Source organism: Ruegeria sp. CG4 (assembly GCF_056537185.1).
Map to the genome: position 1 here is coordinate 193,165 of NZ_JBQFRB010000002.1, position 25,562 is coordinate 218,726.

Here is a 25,562-nt window from a genome sequence, read left to right on the forward strand (position 1 = left end):
ATTTCAAAGGCCCGAAAATGTTGGGTTTCGTTTTTCCATGAACGCCGCGACGCCTTCTTCGCGGTCCGCCGAGGCGGCAATTGCTGCACTGCCGAGGGCTTCGACCGCAGCATGGCTGTCCTCACCGACCGCAGCGTGGATCATGTTTTTCGAGATTTCGGTGGCGCGGGGCGACAGGTCGCTAAGATCGGCGGTGATCTCAAGCGCGCGCGCCAGAACCTCGTCAATCACCTCGGTCGCATAGCCTAAAGCCAGCGCACGGTCGGCACCAATACGGCGCCCGAAGAGTGCCATCTCCTTCACCGCAGCCTCGGGGATCAGCCGGGTCAACCGTTGCGTCCCGGACCAGCCCGGCACGATTCCAACCTTGGCTTCGGGCAAGGCCAGCGTGGCGCGCGGGGTCATCAGACGCAGATCACAACAACTGGCCAGCTCCAGCCCGCCGCCAAAGGCGTGGCCATTGATCGCAGCAATCGTCGGTTTGCCGATCCGTGCCAGACGGTCAAAGATCCGATGGCCGTCACGGACCCAATGGCGCGCGAATTCGGCGGGACTCAGACCACCCCATGCGCCAATATCGGCCCCGCAACAGAACGCTTTTTCCCCTGCACCGGTCAGAACAAGCGCACGAATGGATGCGTCACGCTCGACCTCTTGCAGACGAGCCTCCAGCGCATTCAGCATGTCCACCGTCAGAGCATTGAGCTTGGACACGTTGTCCAATGTCAGCACAGCGGTCGCACCCTCGATATGAAACCCAAGCTTGCTCACAGCGTCATCCCCATCGGGCCAACTGCGAACAGAGATTTGGACATCTGAACCGCGTTCTCCGCGACTTTGACGCGACCGCCCGAAGCTTCGACAATGTCGCGTTGCGCCTCAATTCCGGGCATGATTTCCGTCGCAACCAGACCTTGATCTGACAGGCGAATAACGCAGCGCTCGGTTACATACAGCACGTCCTGACCGGTTTCCCGGGCACGGCGGCCGGAGAATGTGACATGCTCGACCTGATCCACCATCTTGGTGAATTTTCCGGGGGCCTTCACAAGGATACCGTCATCCGCCAGATCAATCTTGGCGCCGGCTTCGAACCAGCCCGAGAACACGATCTTCTTGGCGCGCGCGGTAATATCGACAAAGCCACCGCACCCTGCAGTCAGATAGGGCTTCTTACCAAGTTTGGAGACGTTCACATTGCCTTCGACATCGACCTCAAGGAAAGAAAGGAACGACATGTCGAAGCCGCCGCCCTGGAAATAGATGAATTGCTGTGGGGACGGCACGAAAGCATGTGCATTGGACGCGCAGCCAAAGGCAAAGCCGGTCAATGGGACGCCTCCAACGGCCCCTTGCTCGATCGCCCATGTCACAGCCTGAGGATGCCCCTCTTCCAACAAGACACGCGGGACCATGGCGCTGATTCCAAAGCCCAGATTGGCGCTCATGCCTGTGCGCAGCTCTTGCGCGGCGCGGCGGGCGATGACCTTTTCGACGCCATGCTCGGCCAGCGAAAAGCTGTCCCAAGGGCGCATAATCTGGCCAGAGATCGCAGGGTCGTACGACGTTTCCGTCGTTTGCATCTGCTTCGGGTCTTCAACGATCAGATCGACCAGATGCCCCGGCACGCGCACGTCATGGGGGCGCAAGCTTCCGGCGGCAGTCACACGTTGAACCTGTGCGATCACGATCCCACCGTGGTTGCGTACACAGATCGCTTGCTCCAGCCCGCCCAGATAAGCACCTTCGTGTTCATAGGTCAGGTTGCCGAACTCATCCGCCGTTGTTGCGCGCAAAACACATACGTTCGGGTTGATGTTCGGAAAGTGCAGCCAGGTCTGACCGTCGAACTCTCTCCGGTTCACGATAGGCGCAGCCGCGCCACGCGCGTTCATCGCGCACCCCTGGCGCACCGGATCCACGAAAGTCTCAAGCCCGACCTGCGTCAGAACACCGGGCCGATGCGCTGCGGCCTCGCGATGCATGTCGAACAGAATTCCCGAAGGCACGTTATATGCGGCGACCCGATCCTCGACGATCATTTTCCAGATTTCCGGCATCTCAAGGCTGGAAGGGCCCGACGGGTATGATCCGGCGAGAACGCGGTTTAGCAATCCATCCTGCGCCAGATAATCCATGCCCTTCACGCCATACATATCCCCGGCGGCGATAGGGTGCAGCGTTGTAATGTTGCGCGGATGCCCCTCCGCGCAAAACCGCTCTCCAAGTGCCTTCAGCACAAGGTCAGGGCACCCCAATGCCGAGGACGACGAAACGGTTACCACCGCATTGTCAGGAATGCGAGAAACGGCCTCGGAAACGGAAACGAGCTTGGTCATCAGAAGCCACCATAGTCTACGTTGATGCGCTTACCTGACGCTGCGGCCTCACGAACGCTCAGCGCGACGGACAGCGATTTCACTCCATCAGTTCCATCCGCAGCTGGACGGCCCTGACCCGCTGTTGCGGCGACAAATTCGGAAACGCCCTGAATGTAGAGCGAATGCTCCGAAAACGGGATTTCTTCGCTTCCGGCTTCTGTCACCAGTTTTATTGCCCCAACTGGGCGCTGCGTCATGACGCCATCCGCAAAAATCGAACCCTTGGTCCCGTGCACTTGCAGGCCCGAACCTGCAAATGGGTGCGTAAAACTTTCATGTGTCATGACCATCGCGCCTGAAGGCATCGTCCAGACGGACATGCACGAGTCTTCGACCCCCTGCCCCATCCCAGAGCTGGCCATTTGCGCAACGACAGACACCGGGTCCTCATTAAGCAGGAACCGCGTGACATCCGCATCATGAACGACGATGTCGGGGATCACGCCACCGCCGGCATCTGCTGAGTTGATACGCCACCCTTGTAGGTTTCCCGGCAAATGTACCGCGTGATGTATACGCAGCGAAAGAACGTCGCCGACGCGCCCGTCTGCAATGAGGTCACGAATGGCACGATGGCTGCCAGAGCATCGCAGGTGGTGATTTGTACCAAAAGTTACGCCAGCCGCTTCGGCTGCGCGCACCATTTCGACACCTTCCTCCTGAGTCATCCCAAGCGGCTTTTCACATAGAACATGCTTACCAGCCAAAATGGCTGCCATGGCCTGACCGTGGTGCTTCTCATTGGTCGAGGAAACATAAACAGCCTGAATGTTCTCGTCAGAAAGCGCAGCGTCCACGTCCGTCGTTGCGTTGGGAATTCCGTGTTCCTTGGCCCAGGTCTGAACCCGATCTGGAGAATGACTGACGACCCAGGTCACATTGTTGCCTGCCTGCCGGCGCACCGCGTCCAACATGTATTGCGAAGCTATTGTGCTCGCTCCGACAAATGCCCAATTCATCCTCTTACCCCACAATTGGAACGTTCCAAAATCATTAGTGGAACGTTCCAATTGTGACAAGAGAAAATTCGACAGGCATTTTATGCACAAGAAAATAAACAGAAATTTCGATACCGATCGCCCTTCTTTTTAAATAGTGCACCGGGAATCGAAGGGGGTGTCACAGCGTCGTCGCGCCCAAACTGAGTCGCAGAGGCCCGCCTTGTGCCACTTGCCTCACGGCTTCAAGGCAACCCCTTCAACCGTCACCCGGTGCATAAGGCGTCGAAAACCGTGGTAGTCGTTGATTGCCTTGTGCCACGTGGCTCGGTTATCCCAAATGGCGATATCCCCTGCCTGCCAACGGAGGCGGCATTGGAATTCGGGCTGCTTGCAATGATCATAGAGCATCCCAAGCACGGCCGCAGACTCATCTGCGCTCAACCCCTTGATTTCGGTGGTGAACACAGGATTGACGAACAGCCCACGCCTGCCACTAAGCGGATGCGTGATGACAACGGGGTGCAAGGCGTCTTGCGTGGCAGCTTCGGCATTACCCAGCCTGCCGCTTTTTGCGGCCTCTGATTCCATGTTGCTGGAGCCAAAGACATGGCGAGAGGAATGCACCGCCCACAGGCCATTCAGAAAACCACGCATCGTGGGCGACAGAGCCTCATAGGCAGCAGCCATTGACACAAACAGCGTGTCGCCGCCGTGCGGCGGGACTTCCAAGGCGTGCAGAATTGAGCCCATGGCCGGTTCCTGATCATAGGAGTGGTCGGTATGCCAGCCCTCTCCCACAGCCTCTTTCTGATCTTTCTCTTTCAAAACTGTGGCGATCTCGGGATAGCCGTCGACAGGTTTGAAAAAGCGGTTCACGTTAATCGGGCCGAACCTTCGCGCAAAGGACAGATGCTCTTGCGGTCTAACGTTTTGGCCCCTCAGTACGACCACGGAATACTTTGCGAAGGCTGACTTAATCGCGTCGAATTGATCTTCATGCCGGATGTCCGCCCCGGCGATTTCAGCACCCAATCCACCGGTGAGAGGTTTTACTTCCATGCGCATTCCTCCCTGCTTTGCTCAGCCTAAAGAACGGGAAACATCACTTCAACGCAGTCGGCGCGGCTTCATACAATTCCAAAGGAAGATCGTCCGGATCACTGAAAAAGGTAAAACGGCGTCCGGTATATTCATCGACACGGATGTCTTCGACGGGAACACCCTTCTGTTCCAATCTGTCTTTCAACTTCTCGATATCGTCTACAACAAACGCAAGATGCCGCAGACCCAGCGCCTCGGGGCGGGACGTGCGTTTGGGCGGGTTGGGAAAGGAAAACAACTCAATCTGAGTACCATCCGGCAAAGCCAAGTCCAGCTTCCAAGATTGCCGCTCGGCCCGGAAATTTTCCGCAACTATCTCCAACCCAAGCGTTTCTGAATAAAATGCCTTGGACTGCTCATAGTCCGAACAAATGACCGCAGCATGGTGGATTGCTTTCAAACTACCCACAGACTCATTCCCTCATATTATCAGGTGGTTCGATCCAACTCCTGAGGTAATTCTTCGCTCCACTTTCGAAGCTCTTCGAGAAAACCAAGAGCTGTCTGGCCAAATTCGGTAACCGAATATTGCACGGAAACAGGAGCGGTATCCATTACCTGCCGGCGAACCAGACCCTGCCCCTCAAGTTGACGTAGTCTTTCAGTGATCATCTTCTTGCTGGCACCGCCGATCATGCGCGACAGATCGTTGAAGCGCACTGGGCCATCTCTAAGGTGCCACAAGATCGACCCCGTCCACTTTCCGCCAATAATCCGCATACCGCGTTCGATTGCACATGGTTCCTGACAGGCCTCTGAGACCTTTCGGCGCCCTTTGGCATCCTCATCAATTCGCGCCCGCATCGTCGTCCCTTCGCTCAGACATCTAGGTTACCAAAAGTATACTAGTTGAATTATCACACCATCGCAATCAAATGCTCTCTGAACTCGCTGAAAGTCAAGGGTTCAGAGATAGTACATATAGGATATGGACATGAGCAAAATCCTGATCGTCAACGGCACCCAGCCCTACGAATTCGCCCCCGGACAGTTGAACGCCAGCCTCGCCAAACGCGCACGTGACACGCTGACCGCAATGGGTCACGACGTGCGTGTGACCACCGTCGCCGACGGCTATGATGCAAATGCTGAGGTCGAGACGCATCTGTGGGCCGATACAGTCATCATGCAGTTCCCGGTGAACTGGATGGGGGTACCGTGGATATTCAAAAAATACATGGATGAGGTATATACGGCTGGCATGGATGGCCGCATGTGCGCAGGTGACGGTCGAACGACCGACGCGCCCAAAGCCAATTACGGTACCGGGGGCACACTAAACGGTAAGAAATACATGCTGTCGGTTACGTTCAACGCCCCAAAAGAAGCGTTTGATGATGCGTCCGAGCCTTTCTTTGCGGGCTCCAGCGTCGACGACCTGTTAGCGCCGATGCACCTGAACGCAAAGTTCTTTGCCATGCAACCCCTTCCGACTTTTGCTGCATTCGATGTTATGAAGGACCCGGAAATCGAGGCCGATTTCGCTCGATTTGACGCGCATCTAAAAACCACATTTGCCGAGCTTGAACATGTCCCAGCCTGATATCCATCTCTACACCGCTGGAACGATGAACGGGTACAAGCCGGTTATCTTCCTGGAGGAGGCAGGCGTCCCCTACGACCTGACACATATCAATTTTTCCAAGCAGGAACAGAAGGCGCCGGATTATCTGGCGCTGAACCCAAATGGAAAGATCCCGACAATCGAGGATCGTTCGGAGAGGCGCGCCATCTTCGAATCCGGTGCGATCCTGTGGCATCTCGCCGAAAAATACGGAAAATTCCTGCCTTGGGATCCGGTCAAACGGTCAGAGGTCATGCAGTGGATGTTCTTTCAGGTCGGCCATATAGGCCCAATGATGGGACAGGCGATGTACTTCCAGCACATCGCCGCACCAAACGGCCACGAAGAGCCGTTCTCAATCCGCCGCTACGTGGACGAAAGCCGCCGCTTGATGGAAGTGATGAACACGCGCCTGGATGGGCGTGAATGGATCGCCGCGGACGAATACACCATCGCTGACATGATGCTGTACCCATGGGCACGCGCTTATGTCTGGGCGCGGGTAGGAGTGTCGGACTTGCCGCATCTGAATTCGTGGTTCCACCGTATTGATGCCCGGCCCGCCGTGCAGCGCGCGCTGACGATACCCAAGGCAAACCCGCAGTTCTGGGATACCGACGCGGATGCCAGCGCCTTTGCAAAGGAAAACGCGGCGCGGTTCTCCAGTGATGTGAAAGGAACCTGAACCGGTAAGAGACGTTGTCAGACAATTTCGAACCAGTCTCAACTGGGTCAGTAGAACTGCTCTTTACACTGCGCCAGGTTCGCGCCACTCAGCGAGAGCGGTAACCGATGTACAGCATCACAGCAAGGCGGATGATCTCGGGGCTGGTTTTGAAATACTGGGGGATCATCTTTGCATGAGTAAAAGCTACGAAAGCTCCCTGACCCGCTCAAGCAAAGCTCTTCTGACAAGAACGATTAAACAATTCCCTGTTCCCACAAGAAAATCCCCTGCTCCAACATCCAGGGATGTGTGCGACATAAGCCGCTGAAAAACATACAATTCTGACACGAAAAATGCCTGTATTCGAACCCATCTCACGATAATTCCCCGTAAACTGATGGTTATCAGGGAAATCCGGCCCAAAGAGACCCCGACAAAATGCGGCACTTAGACTGAGGCCTGAATTCTGCTCTAAGTGCAACGCTTGCTCCATCCCAGATTGAAAGCGCAAGCGCCAACGCGGGAACTGCGGCACAATTCCGGGTCAGAAAAAACAACTGGATTGAGACGGGTATGAGTGGCGGGGAGACAGGGATTCGAACCCTGGGGACGCTCTCACGCCCAACGGTTTTCAAGACCGCCGCATTCGACCACTCTGCCACCTCCCCGGATCGTGCAAGGCTGGGGTTTAGGCTGGTCGAACCTGATCGTCAATCGCATTTCGTAGCAAAACAGTAGCAAAAACACCCCAAGCAGATCAGTCTCATCTGGTGGTTGGCACAGGTGAGTAAGGGGAATCGAGACGATCTTCGTGGCGGCGACTTTATTGTTTTTGGAATGACAAAGGTTGACAGGTCCGTGAACAAACGGGCAACTTGATTCATATTAAGTTTTTGAAATCATTGATCTACTGCAACACCCTTCAGGACTCTTAAAAGCGGAACCGCCATGAACTCTTTTACTTCCTATCTTCCCCACATTCTGATCCTTTTTGCACTTGCTGCGGTTGCGTTCGTAGTTTGGATGCGCTGGCGGATGAGAGTGTCGAAAGGTCGGTTCGCAATTTATACAATCTCCGCACTGGTTTCGATTTTCATCGCTTACATCGGATTTGTTAGTACCCCATGGTCAGAAATCATACTAAACGCTGTTGCAAGACTTACAGGCACAACGATACAGCTGAAGGAATATACGTGGGCAACCAACTTGGCAGTTTTTTTCCTTGCTGTAGTTGTTTGCATCCTAATTTCGCGATTTGCCATGAGTGCAATCCGAAATTGGGAAGCTCCCCAACACTTATCCGACTACGAAGCCGCCAGAAAGGGTCAAGACACCAGCCTAGTTGGTTTAGCGAAAAACCAATTCCAAGTTGTCATTACGAATGGCAACGACCCAGAAGTCGATCGTGGATTTTTCGATCCCACGAAAGAGAAGATAACTCCCCCTAAGGCCGTCGAAACGTGGAAGATTTTAAGAAGCACGTTTGTGACTTGCTTTACTGAAGCCGAGATTCCGGATTCGCACTGGAGAGCCGCACAAAAGTGTTGGGTAGGTGAAATATTTCATGGTGTCTCAAGACGCGCAAGTCCACTGATTCTAGTGGTTTTTGACACACCACCCAGCAAAAGCGCAGTCAGCGACAGGTTTGAAGAAATAATCAAAAACTCGAGCTTTGACGAAAGTACAAAACTGTACGGAGCTTATCTTTCGAACGAAAAAGACGAAGGATTCAACGGTCGGCTGAGTGTTCTAGGCCACGAAGTAGAGGTTTTCTCGAACCGAGACCTGATACTCAAATCCTTAGACCTTCCACGCTACGCTCGCGGATTGATTTCAAGCTTCGATAGTTTACGCGTCGGCGGCACAGGAATCCCTTTAGCATCGACTTATGTAGAACTTTGCGTCACAAAGAAAGAAAGCTTGCGCGACCCGTTGCCTCTTAGCACCGTCCTTAGCGACTGGGAGAAGGAAGATAGTAGAAGGCAACTAGCAATCACTGGGGAATATGGCCAAGGAAAGAGTACCGCCATGCTGAGGTACTGTTGTGAATGGGCGGAAAAGTTTTTAGACACGGGCGAGATCACCAGTAGAGTACCACTGCTTATTGAACTTCGCGGCAGGAACCCATCCGAATCTGACCCATTGAGCTTTATTTCTACATGGTGTTCTAGATATGGCCTAAATCCTGAGCAAACTCTCAACTTAATTAAGTCAGGAGATGCAGTTGTAATATTTGAAGGATTTGATGAACTAAGGAACAGCGGAAGGGCGTTCGATAGGTTCAATCATTTCAAGAATCTTTGGTCATTTTCCTACCCAAATGCAAAACTAATCTTCACGGGTAGACCTAACTTCTTTCTTGACGAGGCAGAGGCTAATTCAACATTGAAATCGCGGATCACCAGCGGCTTGTCTGGCGAGGCGTATTCGGACGTTTGGACATTGGAGAAACTGACTATTGAACAAATAAAACAGTCTTGCCGCAACCTCCCAGCACCCACAAGCGCGGGAATTTTCGAAGCTGCAAAGTCTAAACCAGATTTCCAGGAAATTATTTCGAGACCCTCCATGCTTCCTGTTGTTGCTACAATCTGGGACGACATCGAAAAACTGCAAGAGCAAGGAACCCCTCTTACTGGCGCGTTGCTAATCGAGATGTACATTAATGCGTCTTTTGAAAGAAAAGAGGCCGAATTGGAGCGTGATAGGATAGAATACGGTACTCCCGATGCAGGTCGCTACATTAGCCTTCCCCGCCCCGTTCGCGAGTTATTGACCATGTGTATTGCTTGGCGGATGGCGGCATATGAGTTAAAAAATACGATTCCCAGGTCTGAAGTTAAGTCGTCTATTGCGGATATCTACGAGAATCTTTTCAATTTATCCGTATTGGCAAACATCTCACAAGAAGTTAGCTCGGGCATGGCTGATTTCGCGGCCAAGAACCATGAAGCAACAAAAGAAGAAATACTGGAGATCATAACGCAAGAGGTTTGTAGCTCCGGGTTGTTGGTTCCCGATCCCGCTGGTGGCTCAACAAATTTAAGGTTTCCACACAAACAATTTTTTGAGTACCTTGTCGCAAAATGTTTTTGTATTCGAACATTTTGTGGACGCAATGCTGCAACAGTGATTATTGCGAAAGTCGGCGGCCTAAAGCCTGCTATCAAAATCATACAGAGGGAGATAAACGCCATATCGTATCTTGCAGAGTGTGTTGGACCAAACCTAAGTCTTATCTTCCCTAGATATTACTTGACTTTTGCGGCAAGATGGGAAGCTTTTTCGCTATGGCTTTTTTACCGCAATAAGTCTTCTTCGAGAACAACTCCAAGGGATCGCGCCTTAATCTACGCGAGAGAATACTATTCCAAACCGATAACACATAATGCAAATGAGGCTTTCGCGAATGTGATTGTTACAGCATACACTTCTAGCTATAAGCTTTCGCCCCTTGTTGAAGCGACGGAATACGGTTCGCGACTTTCCGCCATGTCCATAATTACGGGTTCGTCTTTACTTGGCCTAGGCATTTCCCAATTTGTCAAATTGAGTGAATTAACCGATTCCGCTGCAATTCGACTTGCAATTGTTTCATTGACCATGTTTGCCGCGGCCATTTATTCTACTATCAGTTTAACAAGGCTTCGTGGATATCGGACAGCAAGTGCTGCGATTCTTTTAGCGGAGTATTGGGCTTCAATTGTTAAACCCGATGTCGAAATGCGCTATCCGTCTAGTCGATTTCATGGCAAAGATGCACTTGATACCGCTTTAGAATTACTCAAACAGCTCGAAATAAGCTTCATAGATTCTCGTCGGAAGGGATGGATTGGCTTCGAAGGCAAAAAGATACTTGAACGCCAATCAATTGAGCTGTTTCTCAGCCCTGCCGAAAGCTTCGGGAAAGTGAATGACACTCAGCCAGTCAAATAACAGAATTTTTCTAAACGCCGCGATTCATAATCCTATCCATGGCGGCGTCTGCGGCTTCGACCGCAGCGTCGTCGTCCCCGTCAATTACGTGTGAATAGATGTCCATCGTCGTGCTGATCCGGCTGTGACCCAGCCGAGTTTGCGCGATCTTTGGATGGACATTTGCCCGCAACATCTCGGTTGCATGTAGGTGGCGCATGACGTGCGGTGACATCTCTACACCCACCCGTGCCGCCATCGCGCGGATTGCGCTTGTAAAGGTTTCAGGATTGACCACTACACCTGACAGGTTTGTCATGATCCAGTCGTTGGGATTCCGGTATCCACGTTTGACCGCTTCAACCCGCTGCTGGTGTTGCCACTGGCGCAGCAGATCGACCGTGCCTGCGGTCAGCTTGATCCGGCGACGGGACGCCTTGCGCTTCACTTCTTTGATGTAGGTCACGCCCTTTACCCGGCTGATGGCCCGCTGCACGGTCAGGTGTCCGGCATCCAGATCGATGTCGGACCATTTCAAGACCAGCACTTCACCACGGCGCAGACCTGTTTGCAGCATCAGATAGATGGACGGCCACAGACGATTGCCCCGCAGTGCGTCCAGAGCGGCCCGCGTCTGATCATCGTCGGGCAAGACAATCGGCACGTCTTCCACCTTTGGGCCGTCCGCCAGTGCCGCTGGATTATAGGCCAGCTTGCGTTTACGCAGACCGTCTTGGAACGCCTTGTGCAGTAGCCGGTGAATGTGCTGGACGGTGCGCGGTGCCAGACCGCCCTGCCCGTCCAATCGCCCTTCGGTCAGCAGCGTGGAAAAAAAGGCTTCCAGATCGTCCGCTTCCAGATCGGCAACCTTGGCGGGGCCGATAAAGCGGTTAATGGTTTCGATCAACTGACCCTGCCGGTGGTGCGTCTTGGGTGCAACCTTCATCGCCCTGCCCGTCTGCCAGTTGGCCAGATACCCGGCGACCGTATCCTTGGACGGGCTAACCGTGCCGTTTTCCAGTTCGGCGCGTAGTGCCGTCTCAAGGCGTTTGGCTTCTTTGTACGTCTTGACGGTGCCAGACCTGCTGGCCCGCTTTTGGGTCACTTTGTTGATCTTGCCGAAGACCAGAACGCGGTATGTCGTGCCGCGCTTCCCTTCACGTTTGGTGATCATGATGACGTCCCCCTGTTGTGCATTGTGCGGCAACTCGCGCTGCAAAAGTGTTGACGCTGGTTGGCAGGAACAAATGCCCGCCCGCAGTGATCGCAGGTGCGTGTGGTCACTGATCCGTTAACGGCCAGTTGGGCAAATTGCTGCGCCTTGATCAGCATGTGATCCAGCAGCGTGACCGGCTGATGTGTGGCGGTAAACGTCTCGGGATCGATCACCACTTCCATGTGACCCATTGCATCCGTCAACAGGTCGGCCAGCGTGTGCTGCGCCGCTGTCGTATCGCCTTGTGTGATTGGCACGAGAGCGTCAAAGAACCCTGCTTGGGTCAAATTCCTGGAAACTGTCCGCAACTGTGTGCGCTGCGCCGCGTAGTCCGTTTCGGTCTGCTGCGTACCGCTGTTGAGCAATCCAAACCGCTTGATCAGTGTACGGTCGTCCGTGGCGTCGTCCGCAAAATCAGCAAACGCCAACGTGTAACGCGGCTGTGACAGATCGACGGCCACACGGCCCTTGCGATCCACGATCCACGTTTCATTGGCCAACGTTATGCCGCTGGCTTTTGGTCGGTAAATCATAGCTTATGATTCCTGTCAGTTGTCGCAACATATATACTTGTTGCGGAATCTTTTTGTCAACGTTAACGTTGTTTATAAATTTTTCCGTAAACAAGGATTATCAACATGACTGGCAAAATCACTTGGCTGAAGGCTGACGACATCGCGGCCCGTGATGACATTCCGTTCAACAGCCGCGACACGGTTTATAAAGCAGCCCGCGCCAATGCGATCCCGCATTGGAACCCCGGCGGCATGGCAAAGAAGTCTACGCTATTCCCGCTGGAAATCATCCTGCAATGGCTGGCTGGTGAGCAGATCGGTGATCACTGGATGATTGGCCGTCTCGCAACTGATCGTCCCGCTGCGTGACCAGCCTGTAAACACCAACGCCAGTGTTTGCGTCGGGTGGTGACTGACGAACTGACACCCTCACTGGCAGAAAGAAAGACCCGGCTGCGTAGCTGCGCAGACCGGGCCATGAAAGGATGTCAGTACAGATGTCACACAATAGCAATTGTACCTGCGGATCACAAATCGAATGGATCAGCAGCACGGACACGGGCTATGCGGGCCGCACGGCCCGTGTAACCATTGTGGAAAGCCATCCACCCGGCATTAGCTGGAAAGCCACCGCCGAAGAACTGGTGCCGGTTGTGGGCACCAACTACTTGCGCCCATCTGGCTGGAAGCTGAGCGAGGGAAGCCCGACACGTGACGCAGCAAAGGCCAATGCGGTCTTGCTGGTGCGCAGACTGAAAGAGGGGGTAGCGGCATGAAACCCCAAACGACAACCCTGCTACCAACCGACGCGTACATGCCCGCCAGCCGGTATTACGATCAGGAATTGACGCTAGAGCAGGCCACGACGGTGCGATACCTTTTGGACAACTACCAGCAGCCCACCACGATCAAAGGGCTGGACCTGTACAATGCGGACGGTCTGAAACTGGAAACACACCCGCAGATGGTCCCAAGCTGGTGGCACTGGCTGGAACCCGGCGATGTGTTTGACGAATTTACGGTCGGACAGATTTACCGCACCAGTGCGCCGTCATGGCTGGCCGATATGGTGGCCTATGAGGCCGAAGCGATGGGAACGGACATCCAGTTACTGTTTGGCGGCTGTATGGGGGCCGTAGCAGGTGCTGTGGACGGTCAGATGTACATTGTGGCCCAAGCGGAACGGAACTGGCACGAACCACCCTGCATATGGTCCGCTCTGATCGCCCGATCCGGTGCGAAGAAGTCACCAGCCGTCAAGGCCGCACTAAAGCCACTGAAGGACGCCATGAACCGTCACGCCGCGACGGATGCGGCCCTGCTCAAGCAATATGCCATCAAACTGAAGCAGCACGAAAACTGGATGCGTGAACTGGAAAAGGGTGACGAACCGCCACCGATAGATGACATGAACGGACCAAGGCACCCGGAGTCGCACAGATACGTCCTGTACGATGCGACCACAGAAGCCTTGTCTGAAGTCCTGCGGCACCAGAAACGCGGCACCCTGCTACACTTCGATGAATTGGCCCGCTGGATGGCGCATCTGGAAGGCAAGGGCAAAGCCGCCACGGATCGCGCCCTGTATCTTGAACTGCACGATGGTGGATCGCGGACCATCGACCGGATCGGGCGCGGCCTCAACATCCACATTCCGAACTGGATGGCGTCTATCGTCGGTGGCATCCAGCCGACCGTTTTGCAGCAGGCAATGAAGGACGTGCCCATAGACGGGCTGTTGCAACGGTTCTACCCCTACGTTGCTAACCCGGCCAAAAGGGCCACCAACAAACCACGGCTGGAAGGTGACTGGCAACGGTTCGAAACGGCCATCGAACGGCTGACGATGCAATTACCAGGTCCCGTACATTTGAGCGATGAAGCCGCAATCGTAATGGAAGACCTGACCGACGATCTGTTCGACATGCGTCAACACCAGTCCATTCCCGAGCCGATGCAATCACATCTGTCGAAGTGGGAAGGCGGCGTCTATCGCTGGCTGCTGGTGATGCATTGCTTTGTGTGTGCCGATCAGAACATCCAGCCCATAAGCGTACCAGTGGCGGCTGAGACGGCGCGTATGGTCCAGATGCTGCATGCCCGTCTGTTCGTGCCGAATCTGTATTGCCTGTACATGGAAGTGCTGGACCAGATCGGCCACATGTCTCAGGTCCGCTGGATCGCTGGCCACATCCTGTCAAAAGGTCTGAATGAATTTACCGTGCGGGACATATATAGGGTTTCACGTGCGTTCGAACGTATGAACGAGCATGATCGCCGCGCTGTTCTACGTGCGTTGGACGATGCTGGTTGGATTCAACAGGCCGACCCTGACGACAGATCGCTGGTTCCAGCCAAGTGGTTGGTCAATCCACACGTCCATTTCTACTTTGCACGTGAAACCGTTGGTGAGAAGAAACGACGTGGTGATGTCGTGGCACAGATACGCACACGTTGATCGTTGGTGATGCGTCAACACTTGTCATTCACGCGCGTAAGTGACAACTGTTGACGTGTCGACACTTGTCACTTGTGTGTGATACGCAATCTTATTTTCCCTTTCTTTCTAATAAATCGCGCTTGTGAATCAGAGTGGTTTGTCGCACACGCGTAAGTGACAACTGCTGACACCACCAACGGGCGCACCAACACCCAACCGACGACCAGCAGCCACACGTATCATATAACCGTCACGCTATAAGCCACACGTCACGCAAGGCACACAGTCAAACGTCCTTATGAGTTGGTCACACGTGACACGACACTGACCACCATGGCATGATCGATGATCAACAGATCGACATCGTGCCAACACCACCAGCACCACAACCAACACGTCACACCAAAGCATCATGTTGACCGTTCGTTCCGTGATCAATGCGTGAACGTGTGCCACCGGTCAATCCAATGGGTGGGCGGGCGTGAGGTAGCGTAGAACGTAAAGCTTCCACCGCGCCGGGGATCGTTGAACGTACGTGAACCGAGTTCTGGCCTATATGGTTGCGTTCGTGACAGTTGCGAAAGCGACTACCTCAAGCATAAACTGACTACAAACAGGGGTGATTAAAACAGGATTACTTCGAATTATGGCCAGAGGACGGAAAGCAGCCTCAGACAGCCAAGAACAGCTATTACGGGACGCACGTGCGCCCGATCTGAGCGTTGCGGTCGCACCGCTCGACATTCCGGGTGCCGATCTACTCGGTGACAAAGGTCAGCACTATTACACCCAGATTTTTCGGACCCGGCACGAATGGGCGGTGGCTGATCTTATCCTGATCGTTACCGCAGCCGCTGCGATGGAAAAGCTGTGGTATCTCGCAATCGAATTGCAGACAGAGCCGACATTCCAGATGACCAAGACCGGGTTCAAGGTCACACATCCCGGCTACAAACTTCAGAACGAATTGCGTCGTACGGTGGCAAATTCACTCAGGGACGCCGGTGTCCGACAACGTGACGGTCACAGCGACAGTGACGCACGCAATCCGAAGCCTGCCCAGTACCAATCCGGCACCGCATCGCCCGCTGGTACCAGCAGCTTCGATGAGTGGATGAGCAGCCATGGACTACATTAGTTCTGCCGACGTCCAACGCGCGTGTGGGGGAAAGCTGCCGCCAGTAGCGGATGACTCAGATCGGCGCATGATGCTTTTTCTGTGGATCAAGACCCAGCTACGTGCCGCCGGTCTGGAAGAACAGGTGAATAAAGCTCAGATTTGGAATTGCTGGCCGATTGAATGGATGCATGAAGCCGACCGCGATCTGGCCAAGTTCAACACCCGATGTATGCACCTGAACTGGCCGCGTGGTCTGGAAGGTCTGAAGCACAAAGCAGCCCACCCCGGCGACTGGCCACACTAGAATAGCAGCACCTATGACAGAACGTAAACACACGTACTACGGCACCCTGATGGAATGGTTGCCACGCCCCGAACGAAATAAAGACGTAACAACAGCGTTTGATCGACATCAAAGATTTCCTCTTCGCTGGGTTTAAACTTGGCTTAATGAATTGGAGAATTTTCGATGCGAAGATTATTCAATGTTTTGCTTTTCATTTTAGTTTTTCAGTTGGCTGGCTGTGAATCCTGCCCATGGGTTCACCCAACAGAACCCTCGCAAGTTCGGTGGAATGATCGATTTCAAACAGACGAAATTTACTACTATGGCGAAATTATAGAAAACCCTAATAAAAGTGGAAAATTTGAGTATTTTGAAGGTAAAACTCGTAGTGAAGTATTGAATGACCTGAATGCTTCTCTGAAAGCAAACGGTTATGTTGTTTGCACACGCACCGAACATCGTCAAATCTACAAGGATGTGGGGACCCCCTGCGCTGGCTGCGTGTATTCGAACTTTGACAAAGGTTACATTTTTGCTGGCAAAATTGTTGTTTGGAACGGAGAACGAATTTCATCGGATGTTTCGTTCGTCGTAGCTGACACCCAGGACGGAAACGGAGTTTGGGTGGTTGCCTATCCTACCGGCGCAACAGAAGGCGATGTGGAGAAAATTTTTCGCCAAGCAAAGTTTGGTCTTTGATCTGAAGTCGGCTACACCAGCCGCACGACCTGTTACTGACGATGAACCAATCAGTGAGCATGACTCACAGGATCAGTGCCAACAGAGGCCGTCCAAGGCATAGGCTTAAAAAAGGCTGTCTACTTGAAGCGGGTTTGGTGTCAAATACCCGGTAGCTGCTCGACCGTCCTATGACAGTCTAGAGCTGACCAGCGGTGAATACGCATAAACGACCCACGACGTGATGGACTTGATGGTCAACCCAATTGCGGCCTATCTGGTCGGGTCTATCATCCTTGGTGTTTTGACCGAGATAATCATGCGTGTAGGAGAGTAACCAAGCCATGGACGCACCTATCATCCAACTTGTCTTTATGCTCATCTTTGCGGTCGTTGTGATCTGGCTCTACATTCTGCCGATCACGATGGCGGGTCGGCGTAACCGATCTGGACTGATCTGGTTTTTGATTGGTCTTGTCGGATCGCCCTTATTGGCCATTCTGTTGTTGCTCGCATTAGGTGACGCACCAGAGCAACCGACGGCCTAACTCACGCCGCTCTGCCTGTGTTTGATCCAAACCGCGACCCGTGCCGTATCGATTATACCCCAAACTGCTACACGCGTTGTAACAAGGGTCCCCCCAATTGAACGCGGGTCTTATTGGGCGGGTGAGGGATAAAGAGTTTTCCGTCACCAGTGGCCGACCGGACCTTTTATTTCTGGTTCGGTCGGCAACGCGTGATCTGGCGGTTCAACCCCGTGCTTTTTGAGCCATTCCAGCACTTCACCCCATTGGGTCTGGATGCTTGGCGTGCTGCGATATTCACGCAACTGTTCCAGCCGACATTTCAGGTCATACGGAATCGTTCGTGGCCACTTGCGCATGGCTCATGTTCTAATTTTGTTCCAAATCGGTCAAGACAGATTTTTGGCCAAAAGACTTACAGTATTTCAAACCGACCGCACCGCTATCGTGATCAGCAGGTAGAGGAAAAATACCAAAAAGCCGACAATGCCCATCGAACGGATCGGTTTTTCTTCAATCGGCAAGGCGTATTGTAGTGCGCTGAAGATCGGGCCAGAACGGGCCAAAAGGCGTATCAGAAGTGTTCCCAACGCTGCGGCCCATAGCCAGAAACTGGTGATGAAGGCTGTGAAAACGAATGTTCTGTAAAGAACAGAAAAGAAGTACTCAACTTCATTGCTGCCAATTGAAATCAACCCGAACAAATACGCAGGTAATGATATGGCCGCACCGAGGAAAACAAGTGGGAGCGTAAATGCATGCATCGGAAAGGTGGCATCAGTTAAAAGTGCAACCGGTAACAAAAAAAGGAGACACGTAAAGCCGATGATTATTGACGTAAACAGATAGTCAATAACAACAGCCGACAAAAACTTGACTCTCTGTTCAACCGCACAAAGCACCAAAACTCTTCTTGTTACATACAGCGCAAAGATGTCAGAAAACGCGTTGAATAGTATGATTGGTGTAGCGGTGGCCGGTATCCACCAGCTAAGATTAAGCGAAAAATTATTGTAAAAATTTTCCATTCCCATGCGTGCTTCGTCTATCTGCATGAGTTGAAAAAATAGTATTGAGCAAGAAAATACCGTCGAAACCAAAAACGATCTACTAAAGCACTTCCAACTCCAATGTCGTTCGCCAAACACTTTCTCAAACATCGCCAAGACTGACTGAGCAACAGGGCTGTTACCGGGTGGTGGTTTGAGCAAAATGAGCCAAGCGGCCAGATCGTCGCGAAACTCCGGTGAGATACAGTCGTCGCCCTTCCAGAACACGGCGAGTACGGCCAGAATGATGGCTGAACCGCCTAGCAGCTCGACTAAATCACCCCACGGCACGGCTAAATTCCCTCGTGTAAATATGGTGCTATCTTACCTGGTAGGGAAAATATGCCAATCCTGCAGATGGATTGAGCGGATACCGACGGCAAGCGGCGGATCGCCGGGAAGCCGGAAAGACCGATTATGTCAAAAATGGGCCGCGCGTCCGTTCCCGCGATCTTGCGGACACGAATGCCGTCGATCTGATCGCCACGCACGATGTCGAAACCGTTGTCGGTCGGCACGAGTTACCTCGCATCGCCACGCTGGAAGCCAGCAGCGGTCAGATGCGAACCTTCAAGACACAACCTAGACTTGTTGCGGTTGGTGCCGATTTTACGGGTAAAACTGGTGGTCATTGGTTTGTGCCTTTCGTTTGCATATGCTGCATGCAGATACGTGTAGATACACTTGCAAGGGGAGGGCGAGCGTAGATTTATGTAGATTTTTGTATCTACACGAAAGGACGTGCCGACATGGCCAAAAAACCAATCAACATCCGGCTGGACGAAAACCTGCTGGACCGGCTCAAAATGTGGCAGGATAAGCAACCGGTCAAGGCGGATCGCACAGCAGTGATCGAAGCGGCACTGGACGCGTGGCTGAAAAAGCAGGGCGAGTAATTACCAGATTTTTTATTGATAATGAAAAATCCCGCCACCGAAGTGACGGGATTCACCGCATACCAAACCAAACCAGTGAGTTAGTGACAAATGAGAACGGTCAGGGCAAATCCAGCCTAGCACGATCCGCAAAAAGTTGCAGCAGGTTTGGTAGCAGAATGTGTAGCAGTTCAACGCCAGACCGCAGGACAGCCCCTGAGGTGTTTTTGCTTTATGCAAATATGTTGACGTAACACATACGTTCTTTGCGATAACTTTTGCGGCTACTGGCGGTTTTCAAGACCGCCGCATTCGACCACTCTGCCACCTCCCCGTCGAAAGCAGGGTCTAAGGCCAAGTTGAAACGGTGGCAAGTCAAAAGAGGGAAATCTTGCCGAAGCCCAAGCAGTGGTCTTTCCATGGCATCACGCGCGGGTTATGATCTGCTGGAAAGACCAAATAATGCCAGCAAAACAGAACTGGCAGATCGGCGTCGGGGCACGGCGAACCAAGCCCCTTCAGGCAAGGGAATACGCGATGAATCGAGCGATTGGGACACGCGCAAAACCGCTGGGATTTGCGGTTCTGGCTGTGACTTTGGGGTTACTGTCCGGCTGTGACGAGGCGTTGTTAAATTCCGGCGCTTCGCCGGATGGGGACACAAGCGCATCGGATAACGATGGGAAAATCGAACTGCTACCGCAGGTTGCAAGCGGCTCGCAACGCGATGTCGAAGCCCCGGATGTCTTTGAAGTGACCGAAGCGGGTCTTTGGGATGGTCGTCCGTCACTGGGTGGAATATGGGTCGCACACCCAGACGCTGCACAACCTGAACGCGTTGTGATCAAGAACAAATCTAACAATAAGTCAGTGACAGGCGCCCTGTTTCGCCGCGAACGTGATTTGCCGGGCCCAGCCCTGCAGGTTTCATCGGCGGCCGCTGAAAAACTTGGCCTTCTGGCTGGCGCGCCTACCAGCATCTACGTAGTGGCGCTGCGGCGCGAAACAGTTGAAGAAGCGCCCGCGGAAACGGACGAGGCACCGGCAGAGGCCGCCTCGGAGGATCAGGCTGTCGCTGACGCGACCGACGCTTCGGAAGAAACCAAGGAAGTTTCGGAAACCGCGGAAACGCAACCCGAAAAACCGGCAAAACGGAAGTGGTGGCAAAAGAAGGCCCCTGCCGCAGCCGCCACTGCCGGAGCAGCCGCGGCTGTCGCAACAGCCGAAACCGGGTCTGAAGTTGCCGCCGAAGCCACCGAAAGCACTGCGGATGCATCGGTTCAGGCGGCTTCGACCCCCGGGCTGTCCGACGCTCCGGTGCAGGCACCCACCGAAAAGCCCGCCAAGCGAAAATGGTGGCAAAAGAAAGATCCTGACGAAATAACACAGACGCCTCTGGACCCGATTGCCGGTGCAGAAGCAGCGATTGATGCGGCGGAACCTACTCCGGTGGCCGCGACAACCGGCACTGCGAAGGTTTCGTCCTTGACCAAACCCTACATCCAGATCGGCACGTACAGCGTTGAAAAGAACGCCAACAGTGCGGCAGAAAAAATCCGGCGGAACGGAATGGCAGCCGAAGTTCGGGAACTGAAAACCGCTGAAAACACGGTTTGGCGCGTCCTGGTTGGCCCTGCCATGACCCGGTCGGAACGCAAAGCCCTGCTTGGCGATGTCCGGGACCTGGGGTTCACCGACGCGTTCACCACAAGCAACTAGAATCAAGGAGGGCCCCTACGTGCTATCCTCTCTGCGAACATTTGTCTTAACGCTTGGGCTTGCCGTACTGGCCCTGCCTGCAAGCGCCTATGATACGACCGCGCGTGCCGCTTATGTCATCGACCAGACGACGGGCACGGTTCTGCTTTCCAAGGAAGCAGACCTGCCGCTGCCACCGGCATCGATGTCCAAGCTGATGACGCTCTATGTTGCGTTTGAGGCGCTGCGGGACGGGCGCCTGACGCTGGATGAAAAACTGCCGGTGTCGGAACACGCGATGAGCTATGGCGGCTCGACCATGTTCCTGAATACGCAGGACCGCGTGCGGGTCGAAGATCTGCTGCGCGGTATCATCGTTCTTTCTGGCAACGATGCTTGCGTCGTCATCGCCGAAGCGCTCAGCCCGGATGGAACCGAAGCCGGATTTGCCCGCTACATGACCCAACGCGCCAAGCAGATGGGCATGAACACGTCGAACTTCGCCAATTCCAACGGCTGGCCCGCTGCCGGGCATATGATGTCCGTACATGACCTTGCCGTTCTTGCGGACCGCCTCATTGCCGATTTTCCGGAATACTATCCTTTGTTCGCCGAAGAGGAATTTGAATTCGACGGCCGCGCACCTTCGAATGCACGCAACCGCAACCCTCTTCTGAAACTGGATATTGGCGCGGACGGGTTGAAAACCGGGCACACTCAGGAGGCGGGCTATGGTCTGGTCGGTTCGGCCAAGCAGGGTGATCGGCGTGTGATCTTTGTTCTGTCCGGCCTCGACAGCACGGCCCGCCGCGCAGAGGAGGCTGAGGCCGTGGTTAACTGGTCGTTTCGAAATTTTGTCGAGAGGACGGTTGCCAACCCGGAAACGCCGATAGCCGAAGCCAAATTGTGGATGGGCGCACAGAAGACGGTGGGATTGGTCCCCGAGGGCGATCTGACCCTGCTGTTCCCGGTTCTGGGTGATCAGGACGTGCAGGCCGAAGTGGTTTATGACGGCCCGATCAATGCGCCCGTCGCAAAGGGGCAGCAACTGGCGGAACTGGTGATCAAACCTGAAGGTCTGCCGGAAATCCGCCGCCCGCTGGTTGCATCCGAAAACGTGCCCCTCGGTGGCTTTGTGGTTCGCATGATGACAGTGGGCGGAATTGTTCTGAAGGACGTGATCAACGGCCCGCTGGGTGCAATGTGACGCGGCGCGGATTGTTTGTCACTTTTGAAGGGATTGACGGATCAGGCAAATCGACTCAGGCGCGCAGGCTTGCAGAACGCCTGCGCGAAGCTGGTCACGAGGTTGTCCTGACCCGCGAACCCGGCGGCTCAGCCGGGGCGGAAGAAATCCGGAAACTGGTGCTTGAAGGGGACCCCGACCGATGGTCGGCCGAAACTGAAATCCTGCTGTTCACAGCAGCCCGGCGCGATCATCTTGAGCGCACCATCGAACCCGCCTTGGCTGCGGGAAAGGTGGTGATCTGCGACCGTTTTGCCGACAGCACGCGCATGTATCAGGGCATGTCCCGTGGCGATCTGCGGGGCCTGGTAGACCAACTGCACAGCTTGATGATCGCGCGCGAGCCGGATCTGACACTGCTGATCGACATGGACCCCAATACCGGCCTGTCCCGCGCCAAAGGGCGGCAGGGCACCGAAGAGCGGTTCGAAGATTTTGGCCCGGCCCTGCAACAACAGATGCGCGCAGGTTTTCTTGCGCTGGCGGATGAATATGCTACCCGTTTTCGCGTCGTGGATGGTAACCGAAACATGGACAGTGTCGCGCAGGATGTGACAGAAATCGTCATGCAAGCCTTGCCATAGACGAACGATGAGCGACGACATCACTTTACCGGATCAGGCGCCCGGTGCACCGCACCCGCGCGAAACAGCCCGCCTTTTTGGTCAGGACGAGGCTGAACAGGCCTTTCTGTCTGCCTATACTTCTGATCGTTTGCACCATGGCTGGTTGCTGACCGGTCCGCGTGGGATTGGTAAGGCAACACTGGCGTGGCGTATTGCCCGGTTTTTGCTTGCAACACCGCCAGCAGATGATGGCGGGTTGTTTGGCACCCCCCCTGCCCCGCAAACGCTGGATATCGACCCCGAACATCCTGTCGTGCATCGCATGTTGGCCGGAGCGGAACCAGGCCTTGCGACAATCACCCGGTCGCTGAACGATCAGGGTCGGCTGCGCAATGAGATCGTGGTCGACGACATCCGCAAACTCGGTCGGTTCTTTGGCCTGTCCTCTGCGGATGGCGGTCGGCGCGTGGTGATTGTGGATTCGGCGGATGAAATGAATGTCAGCGCGGCAAACGCGTTGCTGAAAATGCTGGAAGAGCCTCCGGCGCGGACAACGTTGCTGCTGGTTTCCCATCAGCCATCGCGGCTGCTGCCGACGATCCGGTCCCGATGCCGAACATTGCGCCTGTCTCCGTTGGGACCCGAAGACATGCAGGCGGCGCTGACGCAGACCGGGGCTGAACTGCCGGCACAACCCGACCATCTGGCGGCGCTGTCCGCAGGGTCGGTCGGGGACGCGGTTCGCCTGATCAATCTGGGCGGGCTGGAGATCTATGCCGAACTGATCGGCATTCTGGGCACCCTGCCCAGGCTTGACCGGCAGCGCGCCCTTGCTTTGGCCGAAGCCGCCGCACAACGGGGTGCGGCAGACCGGTTCGATCTGTTGCTGACCCTGATTGATTTGGCCCTGTCCCGACTGGCGCTGACCGGCGCAAAAGGCGAACCGCCAAGTCCCGAAGCCGCCCCGAATGAGGCGCAAACACTGTCGCGATTGTCAGGATCACCGCATCAGGCGCGGCAATGGTCCGAAGCCGCGGCAATGATCACGGCACGCGCACGTCATGGACAGGCGGTGAACCTTGACCCTGCCGCTCTGGTCCTAGATACGGTGTTCAAGATACAGGAAACCGCCGGTCAGAGCAGATGAGCACTACCCCTACGATCACCGACAGCCATTGCCATCTGGATTTCCCCGATTTCGACGGGCAACTTGACGAAATCATCTCACGCGCTGCCGAAGCGGGCGTGACCCGTATGGTTACGATCTGTACCCGGCTGCGAAACGAGGCCACCGTGCGCGCGATTGCCGAAGCACACGCTCCGGTGTTTTACGCTGCAGGAACGCACCCCATGAGTGCGGCGGACGAACCTCTGGCAAGTGTCGACCAACTTGTCGCCCTCTCGCACCATCCGAAATTCGTTGGCATCGGCGAAACCGGGCTCGATTATCATTACACCGCCGAAAGCGCCGAGGTTCAGAAGAAGTCACTGCGTATTCATATCGAAGCCGCGCAGCGCACCAATCTGCCCCTGATCATCCACGCGCGCGCCGCAGATGACGACATGGCCCGGATCTTGTCCGAGGAATACCGCAATGCGCCCTATTCCTGCGTGATGCATTGCTTTTCTTCGTCCGCCGAACTGGCCAAGGCGGCGCTGGATCTGGGGTTCTATCTGTCGATGTCCGGCATCGCGGCATTTCCCAAAAGCCAGGAGTTGCGTGACATTTTCGCCGGCGCCCCGGTCGACCGTATTCTGGTCGAAACCGATGCGCCCTATCTCGCTCCGCCGCCGTACAGGGGCAGGCGCAATGAACCGGCCTATACCGCCCACACCGCCCGCAAAGGTGCCGAGGTTTTCGGCATGGACTACACCGAGTTCGCGGCGCGCACACAGGCCAATTTTGACCGTCTGTTCACCAAGGCGGCGACATCACAGGCGGCTGCATGACCGAACTGCGCTGCACCATCCTGGGCTGCGGATCGTCGGGCGGTGTGCCCCGGCTGGGCGGCCATTGGGGTGATTGCGACCCTGAAAACCCAAAAAATGTTCGCCGCCGCTGTTCCATGCTGGTCGAACGGGACGGCCCCGAGGGTACGACTTCGGTCCTGATCGATACGTCGCCGGATATGCGCAGCCAACTGCTGGATTCGGGAACCGGGCGGCTGGATGGCGTGGTCTACACCCATTCACACGCCGATCATGTGCACGGCATCGATGATTTGCGGATGATCGTGTTCAACATGCGCACCCGGGTTCCGGTATGGGCGGATGGCGACACGCAGAACGCCCTTCTGGGCCGGTTCGGGTATGCGTTCATCCAGCCCGAAGGCTCTCCTTACCCGCCTATTCTGGACCTCAAATCCATAGATGGCCCTTTCGAGGTGGACGGCCCCGGCGGCCCGATCCCGTTTCATCCGTTCAAGGTCAATCACGGCTCGATCGACTCGCTGGGGTTCCGATTGGGAAAACTGGCCTATCTGCCTGATGTCGCAGAGATTTACGACGATGCATGGACCGACATGCTGGGTCTGGATTGCCTTGTTATCGACGCCTTGCGCCGGTCGCCGCATCCGACACATGCCCACCTGGAAAAGACCCTGGGCTGGATCAAAATGCTGCAACCACAGCGCGCCATTCTGACCAACATGCATATCGATCTGGATTATGAAACGGTTGATACGGAAACCCCCGATCACATTACGCCTGCTTTTGACGGCATGGTGATCCGGCAGGCGCTCTGACCCTGTTACCGGCGCCTGCGATATCGCCCTTCG

27 protein-coding genes and 1 tRNA gene are annotated in these 25,562 nt (G+C 54.8%); 17 read left to right on the forward strand and 11 right to left on the reverse strand.

Annotated elements, in window-relative coordinates:
- Window positions 1-3: 3 nt before the first annotated feature.
- From ACR0J2_RS07280 to ACR0J2_RS07305, 6 genes are all read right to left on the reverse strand, one after another.
- Complete coding sequence (locus ACR0J2_RS07280) at window positions 4-771, reverse strand: enoyl-CoA hydratase/isomerase family protein (RefSeq protein WP_170680589.1); 768 nt, start codon at window positions 769-771, stop codon at window positions 4-6.
- Window positions 768-2,339, reverse strand: coding sequence for an acyl CoA:acetate/3-ketoacid CoA transferase (locus tag ACR0J2_RS07285; RefSeq protein ID WP_480812145.1), 1,572 nt, complete (start codon window positions 2,337-2,339; stop codon window positions 768-770). The genes ACR0J2_RS07280 and ACR0J2_RS07285 overlap by 4 nt, the downstream gene beginning before the upstream one ends.
- Window positions 2,339-3,340, reverse strand: a complete 1,002-nt coding sequence (locus tag ACR0J2_RS07290) for a Gfo/Idh/MocA family protein (RefSeq protein ID WP_170614500.1) — start codon at window positions 3,338-3,340, stop codon at window positions 2,339-2,341. The genes ACR0J2_RS07285 and ACR0J2_RS07290 overlap by 1 nt, the downstream gene beginning before the upstream one ends.
- Window positions 3,341-3,556: 216 nt before the next feature.
- The gene (locus ACR0J2_RS07295) at window positions 3,557-4,381 is read right to left on the reverse strand and encodes a TauD/TfdA dioxygenase family protein (RefSeq protein ID WP_480812146.1); all 825 of its coding nucleotides are present in this window, start codon (window positions 4,379-4,381) and stop codon (window positions 3,557-3,559) included.
- Between the two features lie 43 nt (window positions 4,382-4,424).
- Window positions 4,425-4,832: an SMU1112c/YaeR family gloxylase I-like metalloprotein gene (gloA2, locus tag ACR0J2_RS07300; protein ID WP_480714203.1), complete on the reverse strand. Its 408-nt coding sequence runs from the start codon at window positions 4,830-4,832 to the stop codon at window positions 4,425-4,427.
- A 20-nt stretch (window positions 4,833-4,852) separates the two neighbouring features.
- Window positions 4,853-5,227: a winged helix-turn-helix transcriptional regulator gene (locus ACR0J2_RS07305; RefSeq protein ID WP_170614498.1), complete on the reverse strand. Its 375-nt coding sequence runs from the start codon at window positions 5,225-5,227 to the stop codon at window positions 4,853-4,855.
- 130 nt (window positions 5,228-5,357) lie between these two features.
- On the opposite strand from ACR0J2_RS07305, the gene ACR0J2_RS07310 reads away from it, so the two are divergent.
- Both ACR0J2_RS07310 and ACR0J2_RS07315 read left to right on the forward strand, forming a co-directional pair.
- A complete protein-coding gene (locus ACR0J2_RS07310) occupies window positions 5,358-5,966 on the forward strand; it encodes an NAD(P)H-dependent oxidoreductase (protein ID WP_170680616.1) in 609 nt (202 codons plus the stop codon).
- Window positions 5,953-6,672: a glutathione S-transferase family protein gene (locus ACR0J2_RS07315; protein ID WP_480812147.1), complete on the forward strand. Its 720-nt coding sequence runs from the start codon at window positions 5,953-5,955 to the stop codon at window positions 6,670-6,672. Before ACR0J2_RS07310 ends, ACR0J2_RS07315 begins: the two co-directional genes overlap by 14 nt.
- Before the next feature lie 560 nt (window positions 6,673-7,232).
- On the opposite strand, the gene ACR0J2_RS07320 is transcribed toward ACR0J2_RS07315, so the two are convergent.
- Window positions 7,233-7,322: transfer RNA gene (locus ACR0J2_RS07320), tRNA-Ser, on the reverse strand.
- A 280-nt stretch (window positions 7,323-7,602) separates the two neighbouring features.
- On the opposite strand from ACR0J2_RS07320, the gene ACR0J2_RS07325 reads away from it, so the two are divergent.
- Window positions 7,603-10,590, forward strand: coding sequence for an NACHT domain-containing protein (locus ACR0J2_RS07325; protein WP_480812148.1), 2,988 nt, complete (start codon window positions 7,603-7,605; stop codon window positions 10,588-10,590).
- A gap of 10 nt (window positions 10,591-10,600) precedes the next feature.
- On the opposite strand, the gene ACR0J2_RS07330 is transcribed toward ACR0J2_RS07325, so the two are convergent.
- Complete coding sequence (locus tag ACR0J2_RS07330) at window positions 10,601-11,743, reverse strand: tyrosine-type recombinase/integrase (protein ID WP_480812149.1); 1,143 nt, start codon at window positions 11,741-11,743, stop codon at window positions 10,601-10,603.
- Window positions 11,740-12,318, reverse strand: coding sequence for a hypothetical protein (locus ACR0J2_RS07335; protein ID WP_480812150.1), 579 nt, complete (start codon window positions 12,316-12,318; stop codon window positions 11,740-11,742). Before ACR0J2_RS07335 ends, ACR0J2_RS07330 begins: the two co-directional genes overlap by 4 nt.
- A 105-nt stretch (window positions 12,319-12,423) precedes the next feature.
- Here ACR0J2_RS07335 and ACR0J2_RS07340 point away from each other — a divergent pair, with 105 nt between their 5' ends.
- The 7 genes from ACR0J2_RS07340 (at window position 12,424) to ACR0J2_RS07370 (ending at window position 17,372) form a co-directional block, all read left to right on the forward strand.
- Window positions 12,424-12,669: a hypothetical protein gene (locus ACR0J2_RS07340; protein ID WP_480812151.1), complete on the forward strand. Its 246-nt coding sequence runs from the start codon at window positions 12,424-12,426 to the stop codon at window positions 12,667-12,669.
- Window positions 12,670-12,797: 128 nt separating this feature from the next.
- Complete coding sequence (locus ACR0J2_RS07345; RefSeq protein WP_480812152.1) at window positions 12,798-13,076, forward strand: hypothetical protein; 279 nt, start codon at window positions 12,798-12,800, stop codon at window positions 13,074-13,076.
- A complete protein-coding gene (locus ACR0J2_RS07350; protein WP_480812153.1) occupies window positions 13,073-14,758 on the forward strand; it encodes a DUF3987 domain-containing protein in 1,686 nt (561 codons plus the stop codon). Before ACR0J2_RS07345 ends, ACR0J2_RS07350 begins: the two co-directional genes overlap by 4 nt.
- 628 nt (window positions 14,759-15,386) lie before the next feature.
- On the forward strand, window positions 15,387-15,878 hold the full coding sequence (locus ACR0J2_RS07355; RefSeq protein WP_480812154.1) for a hypothetical protein: 492 nt from the start codon (window positions 15,387-15,389) through the stop codon (window positions 15,876-15,878).
- A gap of 67 nt (window positions 15,879-15,945) precedes the next feature.
- Window positions 15,946-16,164, forward strand: coding sequence for a hypothetical protein (locus tag ACR0J2_RS07360; protein WP_480812155.1), 219 nt, complete (start codon window positions 15,946-15,948; stop codon window positions 16,162-16,164).
- Window positions 16,165-16,329: 165 nt separating this feature from the next.
- Entirely contained in the window at window positions 16,330-16,845 is a 516-nt protein-coding gene (locus ACR0J2_RS07365) for a hypothetical protein (RefSeq protein ID WP_480812156.1), read from the forward strand.
- Window positions 16,846-17,168: 323 nt separating this feature from the next.
- The gene (locus ACR0J2_RS07370; protein WP_480812157.1) at window positions 17,169-17,372 is read left to right on the forward strand and encodes a hypothetical protein; all 204 of its coding nucleotides are present in this window, start codon (window positions 17,169-17,171) and stop codon (window positions 17,370-17,372) included.
- A gap of 143 nt (window positions 17,373-17,515) precedes the next feature.
- Here the strand turns inward: ACR0J2_RS07370 and ACR0J2_RS07375 are convergent, their stop codons facing one another.
- Window positions 17,516-17,710 (reverse strand): hypothetical protein, encoded by a 195-nt coding sequence (locus ACR0J2_RS07375; RefSeq protein WP_480812158.1) that lies wholly within the window; start codon window positions 17,708-17,710, stop codon window positions 17,516-17,518.
- A 66-nt stretch (window positions 17,711-17,776) separates the two neighbouring features.
- Window positions 17,777-18,691, reverse strand: a complete 915-nt coding sequence (locus ACR0J2_RS07380) for a hypothetical protein (protein ID WP_480812159.1) — start codon at window positions 18,689-18,691, stop codon at window positions 17,777-17,779.
- Window positions 18,692-19,149: 458 nt separating this feature from the next.
- Between ACR0J2_RS07380 and ACR0J2_RS07385 the strand changes: the two genes are divergently transcribed.
- The 7 genes from ACR0J2_RS07385 (at window position 19,150) to ACR0J2_RS07415 (ending at window position 25,529) form a co-directional block, all read left to right on the forward strand.
- Entirely contained in the window at window positions 19,150-19,296 is a 147-nt protein-coding gene (locus ACR0J2_RS07385; RefSeq protein WP_480812160.1) for a hypothetical protein, read from the forward strand.
- Window positions 19,297-19,737: 441 nt separating this feature from the next.
- Window positions 19,738-20,994, forward strand: a complete 1,257-nt coding sequence (locus tag ACR0J2_RS07390) for an SPOR domain-containing protein (RefSeq protein ID WP_480812161.1) — start codon at window positions 19,738-19,740, stop codon at window positions 20,992-20,994.
- 19 nt (window positions 20,995-21,013) lie between these two features.
- Window positions 21,014-22,180 (forward strand): D-alanyl-D-alanine carboxypeptidase family protein, encoded by a 1,167-nt coding sequence (locus ACR0J2_RS07395; protein WP_480812162.1) that lies wholly within the window; start codon window positions 21,014-21,016, stop codon window positions 22,178-22,180.
- Entirely contained in the window at window positions 22,177-22,803 is a 627-nt protein-coding gene (gene tmk, locus ACR0J2_RS07400) for a dTMP kinase (protein WP_480812163.1), read from the forward strand. Before ACR0J2_RS07395 ends, tmk begins: the two co-directional genes overlap by 4 nt.
- A gap of 7 nt (window positions 22,804-22,810) precedes the next feature.
- Window positions 22,811-23,932 (forward strand): DNA polymerase III subunit delta', encoded by a 1,122-nt coding sequence (locus ACR0J2_RS07405; RefSeq protein WP_170677769.1) that lies wholly within the window; start codon window positions 22,811-22,813, stop codon window positions 23,930-23,932.
- Window positions 23,929-24,735, forward strand: coding sequence for a TatD family hydrolase (locus tag ACR0J2_RS07410; RefSeq protein WP_480812164.1), 807 nt, complete (start codon window positions 23,929-23,931; stop codon window positions 24,733-24,735). Before ACR0J2_RS07405 ends, ACR0J2_RS07410 begins: the two co-directional genes overlap by 4 nt.
- Window positions 24,732-25,529, forward strand: coding sequence for an MBL fold metallo-hydrolase (locus ACR0J2_RS07415; protein ID WP_480812165.1), 798 nt, complete (start codon window positions 24,732-24,734; stop codon window positions 25,527-25,529). Before ACR0J2_RS07410 ends, ACR0J2_RS07415 begins: the two co-directional genes overlap by 4 nt.
- Window positions 25,530-25,562 lie beyond the last annotated feature (33 nt).